Source organism: Rhodococcus sp. C1 (genome assembly GCF_020809065.1).
In the GTDB taxonomy this organism is placed as follows: domain Bacteria; phylum Actinomycetota; class Actinomycetes; order Mycobacteriales; family Mycobacteriaceae; genus Rhodococcus_F; species Rhodococcus_F qingshengii.
On the sequence record NZ_CP078080.1, the window covers coordinates 3,344,498 to 3,362,805 of the forward strand.

General features: G+C 62.9%; 15 protein-coding genes and 1 riboswitch. Of the genes, 2 read left to right on the forward strand and 13 right to left on the reverse strand.

What is annotated here, in order from left to right; translation table 11 throughout:
* Nucleotides 1-9 precede the first annotated feature (9 nt).
* The 11 genes from gcvP to KTR60_RS15385 form a co-directional block, all read right to left on the reverse strand.
* Nucleotides 10-2,868, reverse strand: a complete 2,859-nt coding sequence (gene gcvP / locus KTR60_RS15335) for an aminomethyl-transferring glycine dehydrogenase (protein ID WP_042451011.1) — start codon at nt 2,866-2,868, stop codon at nt 10-12.
* Nucleotides 2,869-2,921: 53 nt separating this feature from the next.
* A riboswitch (glycine riboswitch) is annotated at nt 2,922-3,050 on the reverse strand.
* Nucleotides 3,051-3,270: 220 nt separating this feature from the next.
* Nucleotides 3,271-3,825 carry a MerR family transcriptional regulator gene (locus KTR60_RS15340; protein WP_021344354.1) on the reverse strand — a complete coding sequence of 185 codons (555 nt, stop codon included), beginning with the start codon at nt 3,823-3,825 and terminating at the stop codon, nt 3,271-3,273.
* Between the two features lie 332 nt (nt 3,826-4,157).
* The gene (locus tag KTR60_RS15345) at nt 4,158-4,631 is read right to left on the reverse strand and encodes a bifunctional nuclease family protein (RefSeq protein WP_003946194.1); all 474 of its coding nucleotides are present in this window, start codon (nt 4,629-4,631) and stop codon (nt 4,158-4,160) included.
* Nucleotides 4,632-4,724: 93 nt separating this feature from the next.
* Complete coding sequence (locus KTR60_RS15350) at nt 4,725-5,462, reverse strand: MerR family transcriptional regulator (RefSeq protein WP_003946161.1); 738 nt, start codon at nt 5,460-5,462, stop codon at nt 4,725-4,727.
* Complete coding sequence (gene garA, locus KTR60_RS15355; protein WP_003946166.1) at nt 5,462-5,956, reverse strand: glycogen accumulation regulator GarA; 495 nt, start codon at nt 5,954-5,956, stop codon at nt 5,462-5,464. The genes KTR60_RS15350 and garA overlap by 1 nt, the downstream gene beginning before the upstream one ends.
* Nucleotides 5,957-6,167: 211 nt before the next feature.
* Nucleotides 6,168-6,572, reverse strand: coding sequence for a glycine cleavage system protein GcvH (gcvH, locus tag KTR60_RS15360; protein WP_003946160.1), 405 nt, complete (start codon nt 6,570-6,572; stop codon nt 6,168-6,170).
* Nucleotides 6,573-6,617: 45 nt separating this feature from the next.
* On the reverse strand, nt 6,618-7,400 hold the full coding sequence (locus KTR60_RS15365; RefSeq protein WP_047270499.1) for a DUF881 domain-containing protein: 783 nt from the start codon (nt 7,398-7,400) through the stop codon (nt 6,618-6,620).
* Nucleotides 7,401-7,403: 3 nt separating this feature from the next.
* Nucleotides 7,404-7,754, reverse strand: a complete 351-nt coding sequence (locus KTR60_RS15370) for a small basic family protein (RefSeq protein ID WP_003946178.1) — start codon at nt 7,752-7,754, stop codon at nt 7,404-7,406.
* 13 nt (nt 7,755-7,767) lie between these two features.
* Complete coding sequence (locus KTR60_RS15375) at nt 7,768-8,634, reverse strand: DUF881 domain-containing protein (protein WP_003946177.1); 867 nt, start codon at nt 8,632-8,634, stop codon at nt 7,768-7,770.
* Nucleotides 8,631-9,230: a CDP-alcohol phosphatidyltransferase family protein gene (locus KTR60_RS15380; RefSeq protein ID WP_030537518.1), complete on the reverse strand. Its 600-nt coding sequence runs from the start codon at nt 9,228-9,230 to the stop codon at nt 8,631-8,633. The genes KTR60_RS15375 and KTR60_RS15380 overlap by 4 nt, the downstream gene beginning before the upstream one ends.
* A gap of 109 nt (nt 9,231-9,339) precedes the next feature.
* Nucleotides 9,340-9,954 carry an NUDIX hydrolase gene (locus KTR60_RS15385; protein ID WP_054781509.1) on the reverse strand — a complete coding sequence of 205 codons (615 nt, stop codon included), beginning with the start codon at nt 9,952-9,954 and terminating at the stop codon, nt 9,340-9,342.
* Between the two features lie 139 nt (nt 9,955-10,093).
* Here KTR60_RS15385 and KTR60_RS15390 point away from each other — a divergent pair, with 139 nt between their 5' ends.
* Together KTR60_RS15390 and KTR60_RS15395 are read left to right on the forward strand one after the other, a co-directional pair.
* Nucleotides 10,094-12,229 (forward strand): bifunctional lysylphosphatidylglycerol flippase/synthetase MprF, encoded by a 2,136-nt coding sequence (locus KTR60_RS15390; protein WP_166502306.1) that lies wholly within the window; start codon nt 10,094-10,096, stop codon nt 12,227-12,229.
* A 4-nt stretch (nt 12,230-12,233) separates the two neighbouring features.
* Nucleotides 12,234-14,501: a DUF2254 family protein gene (locus KTR60_RS15395; protein ID WP_081557909.1), complete on the forward strand. Its 2,268-nt coding sequence runs from the start codon at nt 12,234-12,236 to the stop codon at nt 14,499-14,501.
* Here the strand turns inward: KTR60_RS15395 and KTR60_RS15400 are convergent.
* On the reverse strand, nt 14,463-15,752 hold the full coding sequence (locus KTR60_RS15400; protein WP_042451019.1) for an alpha/beta hydrolase: 1,290 nt from the start codon (nt 15,750-15,752) through the stop codon (nt 14,463-14,465). The genes KTR60_RS15395 and KTR60_RS15400 overlap by 39 nt on opposite strands.
* 65 nt (nt 15,753-15,817) lie before the next feature.
* Entirely contained in the window at nt 15,818-18,301 is a 2,484-nt protein-coding gene (pepN, locus tag KTR60_RS15405; RefSeq protein ID WP_030537514.1) for an aminopeptidase N, read from the reverse strand.
* Nucleotides 18,302-18,308 lie beyond the last annotated feature (7 nt).

The window sequence follows — 18,308 nt, forward strand, 5'->3', positions numbered from 1 at the left end:
GCACACGCCTTAGTTGCCTGCGAACGCTTCGATCGGCGGGCAGGAGCAGACCAGGTTGCGGTCGCCATGTGCACCGTCGATACGACGCACGGACGGCCACACCTTCGGGCGGGCCTTGCCACGCGGGAAGACGGCGATCTCACGCGAGTACGGGTGATCCCACTGCGCTGCAATGCTTCCGGCAGTGTGGGGAGCACCGCGTAGCGGGTTGTCCTCCACCGTCCACTCGCCGGCGCCGACGCGATCGATTTCGCCGCGAATGGCGATCATCGCCTCGCAGAACTCGTCGATCTCTTCGAGGTTCTCGCTCTCGGTGGGCTCGACCATCAGTGTGCCGACCACGGGGAAGCTCATGGTCGGTGCATGGAAACCGTAGTCGGCCAGACGCTTTGCGACGTCGTCGACGGTGACGCCGGTGTCCTTGGTCAACCCACGGAGGTCGAGGATGCACTCGTGCGCGACCATGCCGTTCTCGCCGGTGTAGAGAACCGGGAAGTACTCGTCGAGTCGACGCGCGATGTAGTTGGCCGACGCGATGGCGGTCAGGCTGGCGCGGCGCAGGCCCGCAGCACCCATCATCCGGATGTAGGTCCAGGTGATGGGCAGAATGGACGCACTGCCGTACGGCGCTGCCGAGATCGTTCCTCCACCACCGAGTTCGGGGGCCATCGGGTGTCCGGGCAAAAACGGCGTCAAGTGTGAGCGCACACCGATCGGGCCGACGCCGGGTCCGCCGCCGCCGTGCGGGATGCAGAAGGTCTTGTGCAGATTCAGGTGGCTGACGTCGCCGCCGAATCGGCCCGGACGGGCAAGGCCGACAAGCGCATTGAGGTTGGCGCCGTCGACGTACACCTGGCCACCGGCGTCGTGTACCGCTGCGCAGATGTCGGCGATCTCGTGCTCGTAGACACCGTGCGTTGAAGGGTAGGTGATCATGATCGCGGCGAGACGCTCGGCGTGATCGGCGATCTTCGCGCGCAGATCGTCGACGTCGACGTCACCGTTGGGACGGCAGGCGACAACCTCGACGCGCATCCCGGCCATGACGGCAGAAGCCGCGTTGGTGCCGTGAGCACTCGACGGAATGAGGCAGGTGTCGCGGTGGTCGTCGCCCCGGCTGAGGTGGTAGTTGCGGATCGCGAGCAGGCCCGCGTATTCCCCCTGGCTGCCGGCGTTGGGTTGCAGGCTGACGTTGTCGTAGCCGGTGACCGCGACCAGCCAGTCTTCGAGATCCTTGATGATCTTCAGCAGACCGGGCGCATCCGATGTCGGCGCGAACGGATGGATCGCGTTGAACGCGGGCCAGGTGATGGATTCCATCTCGGCGGTCGCATTGAGCTTCATGGTGCACGAACCCAGCGGGATCATGCTGCGATCGAGGGCGATGTCCTTGTCGGACAGCGCGCGCAGGTAGCGAAGCATTGCCGTTTCCGTACGGTAACGGGTGAAGGCTTCGTGCTGCAGGTAGTCGGAGGTGCGCTCCTGAGCAGCCGGAACCGAATTGCCCTCGGCTTCGATGGCGACAACAGCATCCTCGATCCCGAACGCGTCGAGCACGGCAAGGACGTGGTCGGCGGTCGTGGCCTCGTCGCAGGAGATACCGACATGATCGGCATCGACCAGACGCAGGTTGATCCCGGATTCCTTGGCCGCAGCGACGACGTCGGCCGCCTTGCCCGGAACCTGAGCGAGCACGGTGTCGAAGAACGAATCGTGGACGACGGTCACGCCGCCTTCGCGCAGGCCGTTTGCCAACGCGTGTGCGCGGGCAGCGACTCGCAACGCAATCGCCTTGAGTCCCTCGGCGCCGTGGTAGCTCGCGTACATCGCAGCGAGGATGGCGAGGAGCACCTGAGCGGTACAGATGTTGGACGTCGCCTTCTCGCGGCGAATGTGCTGCTCACGTGTCTGCAGCGCCAGGCGGTACGCCTTGTCTCCGTCTGCGTCGATGGAGACGCCGACCAAGCGGCCGGGCAGCTGACGCGCATGCTTGGAGTGCACGGCCAGGTAACCGGCGTGCGGTCCGCCGTATCCCATGGGAACACCGAAACGCTGGGTGGTTCCGAAGCACGCATCCGCGCCGAGCTCACCGGGTGAGGTGATGAGCGTCATCGCGAGGAGGTCTGCGCCGACGGCAACCAGTGCGCCGCGCTCGTGAGCTTCCGCGATGATCGAGGTGTAATCGACGACTCGTCCCGAGGCACCTGGGATCTGGGCGATGACGCCGAAGAAGTCACCTTCCGGAAGACCAGCGGTGAGGTCCGCAGAGACGATCTCGATTCCGAGCGGCTCGGCGCGAGTCTCGATGACGGCGAGGGTCTGCGGGTAGAGATCGGCGTCGACGACAAATCGTGGGGACTTGCTGCGGTTCGCGCGGCGCAGGAGCGTCATGGCTTCGGCAGCGGCGGTGGCCTCGTCGAGCATCGACGAGTTTGCCAGTTCCATGCCGGAGAGATCGGCGACCATGGTCTGGAAGTTGAGGAGGGCTTCGAGACGGCCCTGGCTGATCTCCGGCTGATACGGGGTGTACGCGGTGTACCAGGCCGGGTTCTCGATGATGTTGCGCAACAACACCGGCGGCGTCAACGTGTCGAAGTAGCCGAGGCCGATCATCGACGTCGCGACGGTGTTCTGGGCTGCGAGTGCAGTCAGTTCGGCAAGTGCCTCGTGCTCTCCGACCGGAAGCGGCAGAGCGTCGAGTCCGGCAGCGATGCCGTTCGGGGCAGCGTCGAGGATGACGGAGGGAACGGCCTTGGTTGCCAGTTCGTCGAGTGAATCGACCCCGACGAGTTCGAGGATGCGCGCGAGTTCCGCGGCGTTCGGACCGACATGGCGGTCGGCAAATATACGGCTTGCAGCGTCGATCACGACAACTCCCAGACAGATCGGAGGATCAGGACACACACCGAACTGCGGTGTGTTCCTCCCCCTCTGTCGCATGCTCGATTCCCGAGCGCCTGAGAGATTCGGTAGTGATCCGCCGAAGGCGGAAGCCACAGCCTTTCCCCGTCGGCGGGTGGGTTGTCCCACCGCTTTCCAGAGGCGTCGGAGCCCGTACGGTCCTTGGTGCCTGAGAGATTGACGGGGAGGTATTGCTCCTTCGGCGCCCTGATCCCGCTCACGACTGACCTTTGAGACAAAGACTGAAACAAAGACAAGTTCGGTGAATCGGTATCCGAGGCTCTCCCGTACGCCGGCGACGCAGGCCCAGTCTAGTTGACCGAAACGCCTACCTGCACCGTGGCATCCTCCAAAGAGATGTGACGTACGTTATCCGGTTTTGCGGCTGGCGCGATTCTTGCGTCGCGAAGCCAACTCGTCTTCCGGGTTGGGATCACTTTCACCGCCGTCGGCCCGCTCGGCGGGGAAGTCGGCGATCGTTCCGGTGAGTTCACGCATCGCGCCACTGACTGCGATGCCGAATACGCCCTGCCCACCCTGGAGGAGGTCGACGACCTCTTCGGGGGACGTGCATTCGTACACGGTGGTGCCGTCGGAGAACAGAGTGATGTTGGCAAGATCGCGGACGCCACGCTTACGGAGGTGATCGACGGCAACGCGGATGTTCTGCAGTGAGATGCCGGTATCGAGCAGACGCTTCACGATCTTCAGAACGAGAATGTCCTTGAAGGAGTACAGACGTTGGCTTCCGGATCCGGCAGCGCCACGGATCGACGGAACAACCAACGACGTCCGTGCCCAGTAGTCGAGTTGGCGGTACGTGATCCCGGCGATCTGGCACGCACTGGGTACTCGATATCCGACGAGGTCGTCGGGGATGGAATCGTCCGGGAACAGGCCCGGCTGCAGCTCTTCGGAAGACATTTCTGCAGTCGCGGCACTACCGGCTATGACCGTCCCGCGCTCATTCGACTGTTCTTCCACTGCCGTCTCCCTCTCGCTTCGCCATCATGTAACCAACCTGTGCTATCAGCAGTCACGAGAATCCCGTGCCGACCGAACTTTCAGATGTGAATCCAAGGCAGGTAATTCCATGAGTGGACTTACCCAGAGTACGCCTCGATCGACAAGGCGAGAAGATCTCCACCGCACGCAACGGTAAGTCCAGGAGGGTGCATGGTCAACGCAACACGCCGACCGAGACTCAACCTCTACTTGAGAGTTGAAGACTAAAGTCCGCAACCAGTCAATTCAGGCTAACCATCAGTGGCTTTGAAATCGTCCGGCGAGATGGTGTCGAGGAATTCCTTGAACTTCTCGACCTCGTCTTCGCGCTCGTCGGGAATGACCAGACCGGCCTCGGCGAGAACAGCCTCCGACGCGAAGATCGGAACGCCGATGCGCAGGGCCAATGCAATCGAGTCCGACGGACGTGCCGAGACAGTGGTCTGCTCGTCGAAGACGAGATCCGCGTAGAAAGTGCCCTCTTGCAGGTCCACGATCCGAACTTCCTTGAGGCTCCGACCGAAAGATTCGATCAAGATCTTGATCAGGTCGTGAGTCAGCGGCCGCGCCGGCTCGACTCCCTGTTGTTCGAGAACAATCGCGGTAGCTTCGGTTTGCCCGATCCAGATCGGCAGGTACCGATCGCCGTCGGACTCTCGCAGCAACAGGACCGGCTGATTCTGAGGCTGCTCGACACGAACTCCGATCACACGCATTTCGCCCATCGAGCTTGCCTCCAACCTGACGTGATCCAGCCGACCGACTCCGATGCGGTCGTACTGAAATTCTATTCGAGTGTGCCCCGCTGATCGAGGAACTCAGCGATCGAGACTTCCCCGAACTGCCGATTTGACCAGACACGTGTGCAAAGTCAGTGACAGAGCGGCCAGCTCCCGCACCATTTCCTCGGCACGATCACGTGCTCCGGCGTCACGACCCTTGGCAACCGGTCCGGCGATCTGAGTCACCAGCCCCGCTTCGCGATCAGCAGCCAACTTGAACGCCCGCAGATGGCGAACCTCCAAGCCGTACTCGGACATCGCCTTAGCGGTGCGCGCCAACGTCACGGCATCCTCGTCGAAGAATCCCGCCGCGCCGGGAACGACCAAACCGGTGCGGATCAGATCGGTCAGAAACCGATCGTCGATGTCAGCGCGCGCGAGAAGATCCTGACGACCGACTCGAACTTCGCGATCGACCCGGAACGCCTCGGGTGAGACATCGCCCGTAGCGATCGACAGGACGCGAGCACGACGAGGCGCAGGAACTTCTGCACTCACCGTCGCTGCGCCACTGTCGATCGCTTCGAGTTGTTCTTTGATCACTTTGAGCGGCAGGTACTGATCGCGTTGAGCGGTCAGCACGAAGCGAAGACGCTCGCAGTCCTCGACAGAGAATCTGCGGTATCCCGACGGTGTCCGTTGCGGGCTGATCAAGCCCTCGGACTCGAGGAAACGGATCTTCGAAATCGTCACGTCGGGAAAATCTGGACGCAACCGATCCAGCACGGAACCAATCGACATTCCGGGCTGGCTCTGCTGCCGCACTGCCGTCATTAGCTACCCGCACCTGCTGACGACTCGCCGACCTGCGAACCGCCGGCACGAGGGCCGGTGAGGAACACCAGACGGAACTTGCCGATCTGAACCTCGTCACCATTCGCGAGAACTGCCGAATCGACAGGCTCACGGTTGACGTAGGTGCCGTTGAGGCTTCCGACGTCGACGACGTGGAAATCTGCATCTTCCTGACGGAACTCGGCGTGACGACGGCTGACGGTCACGTCGTCCAGGAAGATGTCGCTGTCCGGGTGCCGACCTGCCGACGTCGTCGGCTGATCGAGCAAGAAGCGGGATCCTGCATTCGGTCCCCGCTTGACCACCAGAAGTGCGGCTCCGGCGGGAAGGCCTTCCACGCCCGAAACCGGCTGCTCGGCGGCCGGTGCTGCAGAGGAGGTGTTGTCGAGCTCATTGAGGAAGTCCGCGCGGAAAACCGAAGTGGTCTCCGCCGGCGACTCCCCATAGCCCGCGTCGTTACCGTTCTCGCTCACTGTTTCTCCTCCTGGGTCAATCATCCAGATCATGAATCACTGGACTACGCAGTGCACTTTCTTCACGAGCATCTTTCACAGTCACGTTCGATACGGCCCTGCGCCCCGACTCGGCACATGCGTACCTAACGACCGTACCCTGCGCAGACCGCCGTGTGCAGCGAGACAGGCCGCGACACAACACGAGTTGGCCGGTCCACGCGCAGGTTTTCTACTCGGACGTGAGTCCCTTGTATGCCTCCGCGTCCAGAGTTGCCGCGAGTGCGGCGTCGAGTGTGGCCTCGTCGGCAACCTCGAGTTCGACCAACCAACCCGTGTCGTACGGGTCGGTGTTGACGAGGTCGGGCTGTCCGTCCAATTCACCGTTCGCTGCAAGAACTTTCGCAGTGAACGGAGCAAAGATGTCGGAGACGCTCTTGGTCGACTCGACCTCACCGAGCGATTCACCGGCGGTCACGTCTTCGTCGACAGCGGGAAGCTGGACGAACACGACGTCACCGAGCTGCGACTGAGCAAAGTCGGTGATACCGACTCGAACTGAGGTCGGGCCGGTTCGCTTCACCCACTCGTGCTCCGCGGTGTAGCGCAGATCGGTAGGTGTATCGAGCTCACTCACAGTGGCTTCCTTTCACAGGCCGTCCGAAAGTCGGACGCAAAAAGATCAATTTCCGGGTTGAGCGTATTGGCGCGGATTCAATTGTCGCAAGACGGAGATCGTGACCTGCTGCGATTGCTCGACGGACGACGTTCCGCCATTGCGTGCGACATTGTCGAAGACGCCTCCGGGAATGTTCAACGCTGCCGCCAATGTCGGCGGATCTCCGATCGCGGTCACAGTGTACGGCTGCTCGATCCGGGTTCCGTCCAATTCGATCTCGCCGCCGCGCCCACTCACCCACGAGTTCACGCCGATACGAATGGGTTCGCCGTTCGCACCTGCGATCGAGATGGCTTCGGCACCGGCAGCACGCAGTTCCTGGATGAGATCGAGAATCACTTCCGATCCGACGCCGCCCGCCGGATCTGTCAGGGTCATCGTCACACCCGGTCCAGTGGCCGGAGCGGTCCCCACTTGAATGGAGAGTGAGGTCAGCCGCGCCCGCGCCTCGTCCAGCGCTGCTCCCGTGTTGCCACCGGCTTCCAAAGTGGCAAGCGATTCCTGAAGATTCGCGACTTCCTGCCTCAGCGCGGCTTCGCGCCGATTCAAATTGTCGAGAACCACCAGGAGGTCGGCAGGGCGCGCGGCGTCGAGTGAATCTCCGGCCACTGTGCTGCGTACCTGTGTGGCAATCGCAACGCCGAGCACGCTCAACAGCACAGCAGCGAGGATTGCGAAGACGACGTTGGTGCGGTGTTTGGACGGTGAACGCAACTCGTGACGACCTTCACCCGCAGTGGTGACGGGAGGTTCTTCTTCCGGTTCGGTCGTGGAATGTTCCGCCATGACTCACGCTCCGAACAGTCGGCGTCGCAATGCCGCTGCGTTGCCGAAGATCCGGATACCCAACACGACGACGATCGCCGTCGAGAGTTGAGTACCGACACCCAACTGATCACCGAGCCAGACGATCAACGACGCGACGAGCACGTTGAAGACGAAGGAAACCACGAACACCTTCGCGTCGAAGATTTCGTCCAGATACGCGCGTAGTCCACCGAAGACGGCGTCGAGCGCCGCAACGACAGCGATCGGAAGATAGGGCTGGATCACGTCGGGCACCTGCGGGCTGAAAACTACGCCCAGGACGATGCCGACGACCAGTGCTGCGAGTCCGTACAGGGCGGAACCGGCCTTCATCGAACTCCTTCTGTCACTTGGGTTCTGTGGGTTCTGTTGCCACTCGGACGGCGCGAGGCGCCGCAGGCGGCAGAGTCAACGAATCGTCTTCGGCCACCGCGAAACCGACTCCGTACAGTTGCGAGACGCTAGACATTCTCACGTAGGCGTCGCTGACGACGAATTTCCGCTGCAGTGCTCGCGTGTCTCCGATCGCCTCGACGAGGTACGGGGAGAAAACAGGTTGGTTGTCGACGAGCATCGCGCCGCCCGCCTGACGGATGGTCACCGTCGGCCCGATTCGCACGCCGCCGACGGCGATCGCCTCCGCTCCCCCAGCCCACAGGGCGTTTACGACGGTCTGCAGATCGCGATCGAGGACAACTGTCTTACCGCCGACACTCCGTTGCGACGCATCCGAGAGGTTCGGGCGTCCGGCCGGGTCGGTCAACGTCACCACCAGTCCCTCCCCGTGAACAGCTTCGGCTCCTGCGCCGGATTCGACCGCTCGCAGTTGGTCGAGGACGGCGCTGCCGCGTGCATCGCCTTCGAGCGCCACGCCGCGCGCGGCGTCGACGGCGCCGCCGAGTGAATCGCGGGACGCGGCCAGTGAATCGATTCGATCCTCCGCATCACGGACCTTCGCCACCAACTCGCTTCGAACCTCTTCGGTGCCGGTCACCTGCTTCGTCGCCTGAACAGCCGAGACCGTGACGATGAACCCGATCAACAGTGCGCCGAGGGCCAGCCACGGCCCCGTCTTCGAGGATCTGTTCTTGGTGTGCTCGTGCTGGCGTTCGAATGCAGTTGCCTCGTAGCCCGGGTCGAGATGTTCGGTCATGAGTGAGCGAAGCAGCGACGGTACCGGGTTACGACGGACGTCCTCCCCGGTCGACTTCATCGGGGCACGACCTCGTGGGTTCGCGCAACGTCAACGGCCTTGAGCACGTAGATCGCGGCAGTCCACACGTACAGGACGGTTCCCCAGATCAGGAAAGCGAAACCGAAGGCATGGGTGAACGGTCCGATGGCCCAGTCTCCGTGCCCGGCAAGAATCAACGGCAGAGCGAACATCAGTAGGAAGGTCGCAGCCTTGCCGAGATAAACCACCTCGGGCGGTGGCAGGCCACGCCTGCGGTAGATCGGCAGCGTCAACGCAAGCAGAAGATCACGGCCGATGAGTATCGCTGCGACCCACCAGGGAATGAAATCGCGGGCGACGAAGGTGACCAGTGTCGTCACGACGTACAGACGATCGACCAGCGGGTCGAGAAGCGCTCCCAGACGCGAGGTCTGTCCGAGCACTCTGGCCAGCTTGCCGTCGAGCCAGTCGGTGAACCCGCTGAGCATCAGCAGCGCCAATGCCCAGCCGTCCGAGTGCGTGACGAGCAGCAGGTAGGCGAACAGTGGCAGAGCGAGTAGACGCACGATACTGAGCACGTTGGGAACAGTGAGAATCCGATCCGTGGGGATCGGTTCTTGTTCGCCAGAGTTCACTGCACACACCTCGCGTCGTTCGATTGCCGTGCGGCCAGCTTTCCACAGCACGACGGACTATTCGCCGAGGCGCCGTAGCCTGAACTGTCCCGAGCGTGTCGAGCTGCCCTTATCTCCAGGCGAACACCGGCTGCTCGAGCTTGTCGATGCGCGTGTGCCGTCCGTTCAGCACTTCGCGGAACTGATAGATGACGGCTCCGGTCGGCGCATGGATCAGGCTCGTTCGGAACGGCCATTGGATCACCGGGTTCGGTGACTCCGCGATGGTGACGAAGCGCGAGTCCACGTCGAGCTCCTCCGACGTGACGGCATACACCTGGGCCACCTCGTCGGGATTGGGTACCAGTCCCCCGATGTCCTCGCCCGACCACATGACGAACGGCCGGATCACGAATCCCGAACGAGTGACGTAGTCGTCGAGCCGGCCGATGATCTTCGACTCGGGAACGTCGACACCCAGCTCCTCGGAAAGTTCCCGAACCGCTGCCTGTTCGGACGACTCGCCCGGGTCGACGCTTCCGCCCGGCAACGCGAATTGACCGGGGTGGGCGCGCATCTTGCTCGGCCGCTTCGTCACCGGGAACACTGGTGTTCCGTCCGCTGTCCGCATGACGACGATGACCACCGACGCCGAGCGCCTTCCGTCCAATTCGACCGACCGAGGTTCGAAAGCGGCAAGTGAGGCGACCACGTGGTCCCGATTCAGTAAATCTCCGTTCACCATGGCTCGACAGTAGCGCCACGAGACTGAGACCCTCAGCCAGTCTGGTCCATTTTGGCCGCTTCGCCTGATTATCGGTCTGTATTCCTGTCATGCTGAACAGGCAGAATCCACCGTGCGGCATGGCGAGAAGAGAACCTCGATGGCTGAGCAGTCCCAGACCCCCACCCCGCAGACCGACCAGAGCGCGCCGGGCGCGTCGAATCGGGCCTCTCGCTTTGCCTCCGACACGCTGAGCGTCCTGCGGCGCGTGCCGTTCACTTCGATCGTCGTCCTCACCATCACCGTCGTCGGGATCGCGACCGGCGCCCTGTGGAATCACGTCCGTACCTACTCGTGGTTCAACGACATCGCCTACGGAGTTCCTGCCTTGCAGGAAGGCAAGTGGTGGACTCTCGTCACGGGGTGGTTCTTCGGATTGACGCCGGGTCAGTATGTTTCGATCATCGTCGTTTTTGCCTTCGCGGTCGGCTGGTGCGAATGGCGCCTGGGAACCAAGAACGCGGCCATCGTCACGATCAGCGGTCAGTTGGCGGGCGAACTCGGTGCATCGCTCCTCCTCTGGGCGGGCAGCCACACCGACTGGGATTGGGCTCGCAACCTCGCCACCCACCGCGACGTCGGCGTGACCACTGCAATCATCGCCGCACTCGCCGCGACCACAGCAACACTCCGCTCGCCCTGGCGAATGCGAGTCCGCGCCATTCTGTGTGCGTACATTGCGATCGCGTTCCTCTTCGAAGGCCGCCTCGCCGACGTGCAGCACCTCATCGCGGTCGCGATATTCCTGCCGGTGGGCGAGAAGTTCTTCGGCGACGGAGAGCGCGGGTTCATCCCCCGAACGCGACGCGAGATCCGCCTGCTCGGATTCATCGGCCTGCTCCTGATCGGCGTGGTCGAGATCGCCGTCTGGCTGTTCCCCGGAAGCGGACCGTTCGGGCCGACGGAAGCCGAAACCGGTTCGGGCTGGACGGCATTGATCGACGTGGTCATCGTTGCCCTCATCGCGGACCAGTTGCGACGAGGTCGCCGCTGGGCCTGGTGGGTTGCCGTGGTGTTCGGTTCACTGACGGTCTTGGCCACCGCCCTCGTCCTCGTTTCGGTCATCTTCTTCGACTACGAGAGCGCCGGCGCCGTCACGGTCGGTACCGCGCTGCTCTGGCTTCTCGAACTCATCTTGTTGATCAAGGGCCGCCACGCTTTCCACGTAGCGATGCGGCGCAAGATTCGAGGCGGGCCGTTGTCCGGGAACGATCCGCGCGCCGCCGCTCGGGAACTGCTCAAACGGCACGGCGGCGGAACCATGTCGTGGATGACGACGTGGGACGGCAACAGTTACTACTTCGGCGAGTCGGGTGAGAGCGTCGTTGCATTCCAACGGCATGTCGGTGTCGTCGTGGTCCTGGCCGATCCGATAGCGAGCCCCGACCGACTTGCCGCAGCGGTGGACGAATTCACGACGATGTCCGAAGCCAACGGCCTCACTCCCTGCTTGTTCTCCGTGGGGAAGGAGACAGCCGATGCCGCCGCCCGGCGTGGCTGGCGCACCGTTCAGGTCGCCGAAGACACGATCGTCGACCTACCAGAACTGCAGTTCACCGGTAAATCCTGGCAGGACATCCGCTCGGCGCTCAACAAGGCCAAGAAGGACGACATCACCTTCCGGATGACAACATTGGCCGACGAGCCGTTCTCCGTATTGGCTCAGGTGCGCGCCATCTCCGAGGAATGGGTGGGCGACAAGGGGCTGCCCGAGATGGGGTTCACCCTCGGAAGCGTCGAGGAGGCGCTCGATCGCGACGTCCGTGTCGGCTTGGCCGTCGACCCGACCGGAAGCATTCACGGCGTCACCTCGTGGTTGCCGGTGTACGGCGAAGGCGGCGTGGTTCAGGGTTGGACACTCGACGTCATGCGTCGACGTCCTGACGGGTTCCGTCCGGTGGTCGAGTTCCTCATCGCATCGTCGGCCCTCGAGTTCAAAGAACAAGGTGCCCAATTCGTCTCACTGTCCGGAGCACCGCTCGCCCGCAGCGACGACGGCGCCGACGCCGCATCGATGGACCGCCTACTGGACATGCTCGGTGCCGCGATGGAACCGCTCTACGGCTTCCGGTCTCTTCACGCGTTCAAGAAGAAGTTCAAGCCGAGGTACGAACCCGTTTTCCTGTGTTTCCGCGACGAGGCCGACCTGCCTCGGATCGGAATCGCACTGACGCGTGCCTACCTGCCCGACGCAACGGCTCCTCAGCTGATCAAGCTCGCCACCAGCAAGAGTTGACGCCGTGCGGTCCTGGTTCGAGCACACGGTCGTCGACACCGGCAGGCTCCCGCTGTTCTTCCTCCTACTCGCCTTTGTCCTGACGTTCCTGTTCATCCGCTTCAGCGTCCGGATGATCCGGGCCGAGGTCTCGTGGTGGCCAGGCAATGTCACGCCCGGTGGAATGCACATCCACCACATGGTTTTCGGTTTGATGATGATGCTCGTGTCCGGCTTCGCCTTCATCGCTCTGGCCGACTATCACACCCCGATCGCCAATTGTGTTCTCGCGTCGGTGTTCGGTATCGGCAGCGCGTTGGTCCTCGACGAGTACGCGCTCGTGTTGCATCTGCGCGATGTCTACTGGGCCGAGGAAGGTCGCTCGTCCATCGACGCGGTGTTCGTGGCCATCGCGATCTCGTTCCTTTTCCTTCTCGGGGTCCACCCGATCGGGTTCGCGGGAGAGTTCGACCCGTACGAGCAGGACCGGAGCCTGGCGACGTTGATCGGCGTTGTCGTCGCGATCGTGATCCAACTCGGACTAGCCGTGATCACGTTGATGAAGGGCAAACTCTGGACCGGCTTGATCGGGCTGTTCTTCACCCCACTTCTGTTGATCGGAGCAATTCGGTTGAGTCGCCCGGGTGCGCCGTGGGCGCGCTCGCGTTACCGCGACAAGCCGGCGAAGATGAGCCGGGCAGTGGCCCGTGAACAGCGTTATCGCGAGCCGATGATCCACGCGAAGATCTACGTGCAGGAAACGGTGTCGGGAAGTTTCGGTTCCGCTCCCCCGCCCCCACCACCGCTCCCCGTCGTCGACACCACAACCCCCACGTCGAAGGTCGGATTGTCGCGGCGGCTCTCGGACAGAATTCGCTGGCGTCGAACTCGCCGACGACTACGAACAGTCCCCGTCTGGCGTCTCCCCGTGATCCTCGTCGTCCTGTCCGTCGTCACCGCGAACATCCTCGTCGGGATCGACGGAGATCTCGTCAGCGACGGCGACGTCGGTACCATTTCCGAGGGCGTGGACGCCGGGGCCACCGCGACGCTGCTCAGCGTCATCGCCGGCGGGATGATCACTCTCACCGGTCTGGTGTTCACCGCCATCACCCTCGCAATGCAGTTCGGCGCATCGCAGATTTCGGTGCGGGTGGTCCCGATGCTTGCGCAACAGCGGGTGATGCGGTGGTCGATCGGCATGTTTCTGGCCACGTTCGTCTTCTCCTTGATCATTGCGCTGGATCTGGCGCTCGATTCGGAGAATTCCTCACCGACCATCTCCACGGCGATCGCACTGCTTCTGGCATTGGCCAGTGCGATCCTGTTCATCGCGTTGGTGGCGAAGGTCGGGTCGATTCTCAATTCCAGTCGGTTGCTGCGTTGGATAGCGGCCCAGGGCCGGAGCGCGACGATTCGTGCCTATCCGCTGTACGAGGACCTGCCCTCTGGCGCACCGAAACCCAGTCAGCCGCTCCCCCTACCCCAACCGCGCGAGTCCGAGAACTCCGAGAGCGCCGACGCACTGGTGATTCGCCTGCGCCACCTCTCACCCGACGGCCGGATTCTGCTGGCGATCGATCTCGCACGACTGCAGCGGTTGGCCGGCCGCTGGGACGTCTCGGTCGAAGTCGTCCCCAGCATCGGCGAGTTCGTCGCCCAGAACGCGCCCCTCTTCGAGGTACGCGGACCCTCGCTGAAGGTACGCCCGGACACCTTGATGTCGTGCTTGATCTTCGGTGACACGCACAGCCCGGTCGTCAGCCCCGGTGCAGCGCTTCAGTCGATCGTGGACATCGCGCTCAAGGCACTGTCACCCGCCATCAACGACCCGGGCCGAGCCGTCCAGGCTCTCGACCACATCGAAGATCTTCTGGTACTTCTCGCCCCGCGGGTCCGATTCGACACATCAACCTCGGATCTCACGCTGATCCGAGGGCAGCAACGCACCTGGACCGATTACGTGTCCGTCGCCACCGACGAGATCCGGCACTTCAGTACCAATTCCGCGCAGGTCCAGCGCCGTCTACGCGCGGTATTCGCGACCTTGCTCGAAGCCTGCCCGCCGGACCAGCACCCTCCGCTACTCGAGCGCGTCGACGCACTCGATGCGCAATTGAACCGAGAATGGACCGGCGCACTCGACCTTCGGCTCGCGAGTGTGGCGGATCCGCAGGGATTGGGCTCCGAAGCCGGGGCGACCGGAAGAATTCACCCGCTGATCATCGGGTCTTCGGAACTTCCGGACGATCGTTCATCCGGGCAGGCCGAGTCGCGTTCCCAGCCAACCTAATTGACTCGCCAATCCAGCCGACCACACTTGGAAGCTGTGTCCTCCGTCGACCTCGGCGTATTGGACGTCCATCCCTGCGGCTTTTGCGGCTTCGTAGAGCGTTTGAAGACCTGGGCGGTAGTCGTTGTCCTGTTTGCCGACCACGAACACCCCGGCGCTGTCGGGGAACTTCTTCTCCCGGAGCAGATCCTGCGGATTCACTGCCACGAACGCGGCTTCATTGCCGCCGAACGCTGCATCGACCGTCTGCTTGCGATCGCCGAGTGTGGGTTCGATCTGACCGGACAGATCCAGGAACGTCGGATAGACCGCGGGGAAGTTCGTTGCCATCTGGAACGCGCAGGTGCCGCCGTAGGAAAGTCCCCCGATCGCCCACTTCCTCGGGTCGGGATCCACCTGGAGGTTCCCGCGCACCCAGTCGGGAACATCGCGCGAAAGGTACGTCGCGACGTTCCCGAGTTGGGAATCGACGCAGAGCGGATTCGCCAGTTCCGACCCGGTCCCGTCAGCAACGACGACAACGGGAGCCAAGCCCGAATGCGCAGCGGCGTAGGTGTCCATGGTCTGGACGAGACGTCCGCCCTGTAGCCAGTCCTCGGGCGCGCCTGGTTGGCCGGCTAGCAGGACCAACACGGGCAACTCCGGTCGTGGGTTGGTGAAATACGCGGGCGGTAGGTAGATCTCGGCGTCGCGGGCGCTGAATCCGGAGACCGTCCCCGCAATCGTGACCGTGCTGACCTTGCCCGCCGACGGCATGTCCGTGGGAGCCTTCCATTGCGAAACCGGTACCGCGCCGTCCTTGCCGTCGTCCAGGTCTGCGAGTGAAACCTTCTCCGCGTCCGAGAGTCCCAGCGCTGTTCCCAACGTCGGATACGACTGGAACTGCAGATTCACGTGAGCCGCGCTCGACACGACCACCAGGAGCACGGAGACCACGGTGAGCACGCGGCCGTCGATCCGCGTCGCCGCAAATACCCGCGAAACGCCCAGCAGCACGCCGAGAATGCCCAACCCGATCCACACGTAGACCGGACGGGCAATCGGATCGGGGAACGGGTGCCACACCTTCTCGATCAGCCAGTACAGCACGAGAGTGATCGCGATTGCCGCGACGATGCAGACCGGAATCGAGATCAGGACGTGACGCCTCGATCTCGAGAAGATCAGCCACAGAAGTGCCAGAATTCCGAGCACCGTCACCACGGGCGGAACCGGGCCCGTGACCAGCGACAGATCCGTGATCGTGTGCACGTCGTCTCCCGTCGCAGCCCTGTTTAGACAATATCCAAGAACAGGACATTTCGGAGCTGATGGCGTCAGATCACTGCGTTCGACGCCTGGGCACGTAGGTCTCGGGCCAGGTGATCCCGACGCTCGAGAACAAGCCTCCGCAGCGACGCGGGCGCCTCCGCATTGGCCTGGATCCAGGAATCGACAGCAGAGGTGTCTTCAGCTGCCGGGAAGAGTCCGTTCACCAACCGTCGGGCGATCTCGATGCTGCGTTCGGACCACCACTTCCCCAGGGACGAGAAGTACTCTGCCGCATATCCCTCGATCAACGACGGGTCCGTGCCCGAACGGAATCCGGCGATCGTCGCATCCAGGCGGTCGTTCGAGAGTGAGCCGTCAGTGGTCGCCGACGCCCAGGCAGCCGCCTTGGTCTCGGCATCGGGAATCGACGCCGCGGCGCGGACGTACGCCGTTCGACCCGCTGACGTGCTGTCCTTGCTCAGCTCACCATCGAAGTCGCTCACACTCGCATGGCCGGTCGCCGACAGGGCGATCCACAATGCCCACCGCAGATCAGGATCGAGAGCCAGTCCGACCGGCCCCGGGCAGGTGCCGTCGAGTATCGACCGCACCTCGTCGGCGCGAGCATCGTTGACCGCTGCAGCGGCCGACAGAGCCCGTGCCCATGCCAGCTGCCTTCCGGACTCCGGTTCGGCTTCGAACACCGCCTTCCAGGTCGTTTCCAACCAGCCTGCACTTACATTGGGCCGCAAGCTTTTCGGAACGTAGTGAAGAACCGCGTATTGGGCATCGGTCAGGATCGAGCTGAGAATCGCAAGATCTGTCTCCGCGGGAGCGAATCGTTCCACCATGTCGAGGTACCGGAACACCGAGAGCTGCGCATCACGCACCGAGTTCCACAGCGACGACCAGATCACCCCGCGCGCAAGCGGATCGCTCACGCGGTCCAGGGATGCCTCGACAGTGGACAGAGATTCCGCGTCCAATCGCACCTTGGCGTAGGTGAGGTCTTCGTCGTTGAGCAGTGTGAGTGCTCCGGGCGGAAGGTCGACCGACGTGCGTGATTCGGTGATGTCGAGTTCGACGCGTTCGGTGCGAACAAGGTCTCCGGACTCGTTGTAGTCGTAGATTCCGACTGCGAGCCGATGCGGCCTCGGGTCCGTCTGGACCAGGTCTGTTCCGTCGAGCGACAGCGTGGACACTCCGGTGGTCTGCAACCAGATTCGGGCCCATTCGCGCACATCACGTCCGGAAGTCTCCGCGAGCACGTCGAGCAGATCAACCAGCGTGGTGTTCCCGAAGGCGTGGGCCTTGAAGTACCGTCGTGCCGCTTCGAAGAACGCGTCACGGCCGACGAACGCCACAAGTTGTTTGAGGACACTGGCGCCCTTGGCGTAGGTGATTCCGTCGAAGTTAAGCTTCGCAGCTTCGAGATCGACGATGTCGGCGACGATGGGATGAGTTGTCGGCAGCTGATCTTGGAGGTACGCCCACGCTTTTCGCTTGATGGCGAATGCCACCCAGGCATCGGTGAAGCGAGTGGCTTCGGCGCTGACCAGCGATCCCATGAAATCAGCAAAAGATTCTTTGAGCCACAGGTCGTCCCACCAGACCATGGTCACGAGATCGCCGAACCACATGTGCGCCATTTCGTGCAGGATCGTGTTGGCGCGGCGCTGATGCTGCTCGTCGGTTGCGGTGCCGCGGAACACGTATGCCTCGGTGAAGGTCACCAGTCCCGGGTTCTCCATGGCGCCGAGGTTGTACTCGGGGACAAAGATCTGGTCGTACTTGCCGAACGGATACGGATAGTCGAAGTACTCGGCGTAGAAGTCCAGCCCCTGACGGGTGATGTCGAAAACGTTGTCTGCATCAAGGTGTGGAGCCAACGACGCCCGGCACAGCGCACCCAACTCGACAGTGAGTTCGCCGCGACTCCACGACGACGCCACGCGGTGATACGGCCCGGCCGCGATCGCGGTGATGTAGGTCGAGATCGGCAGCGTCGGGGCGAAAGTGACGCGTTGTGCACCGTCCACGGAGAGAGTCTGGGTCGCGGGCTGATTCGACAGGACTTCCCAGCCGTCAGGTGCTGTCACCTCGAATGTGAAGGGCGCCTTGAGGTCCGGCTGCTCGAAGCAGGCGAAAACACGCCTGGCATCGGCAGGCTCGTATTGCGTGTACAGATACGTCTGATCGTCAGCGTCGTCGACAAATCGGTGCAGCCCTTCGCCCGAACGGCTGTAGTGGCCGTGAGCTGCCACCCGAACGACGTTCGATCCGCCGAGTCCGCGCAGCCCGATCCGGGATCCGTCGTACTCCACCGGAATCGACGCACCGTCGACGTCCACGGAATCGACTGCAGCACCGATGAAATCGAGCCACGTGGACTCCACCGAGGACGTCAGATCAATTGTCGTGACCGTCGAAAAGGTCTTCACGGCGGAGTCGACCGCCGATCGCAGATCCAACTCCACCCGGTAACCGGCGACGGAGATGGCTCGAGATCGTTCGGCGACTTCGCTTCGATTCAGGTTCGCAGTACTCACGCACTCG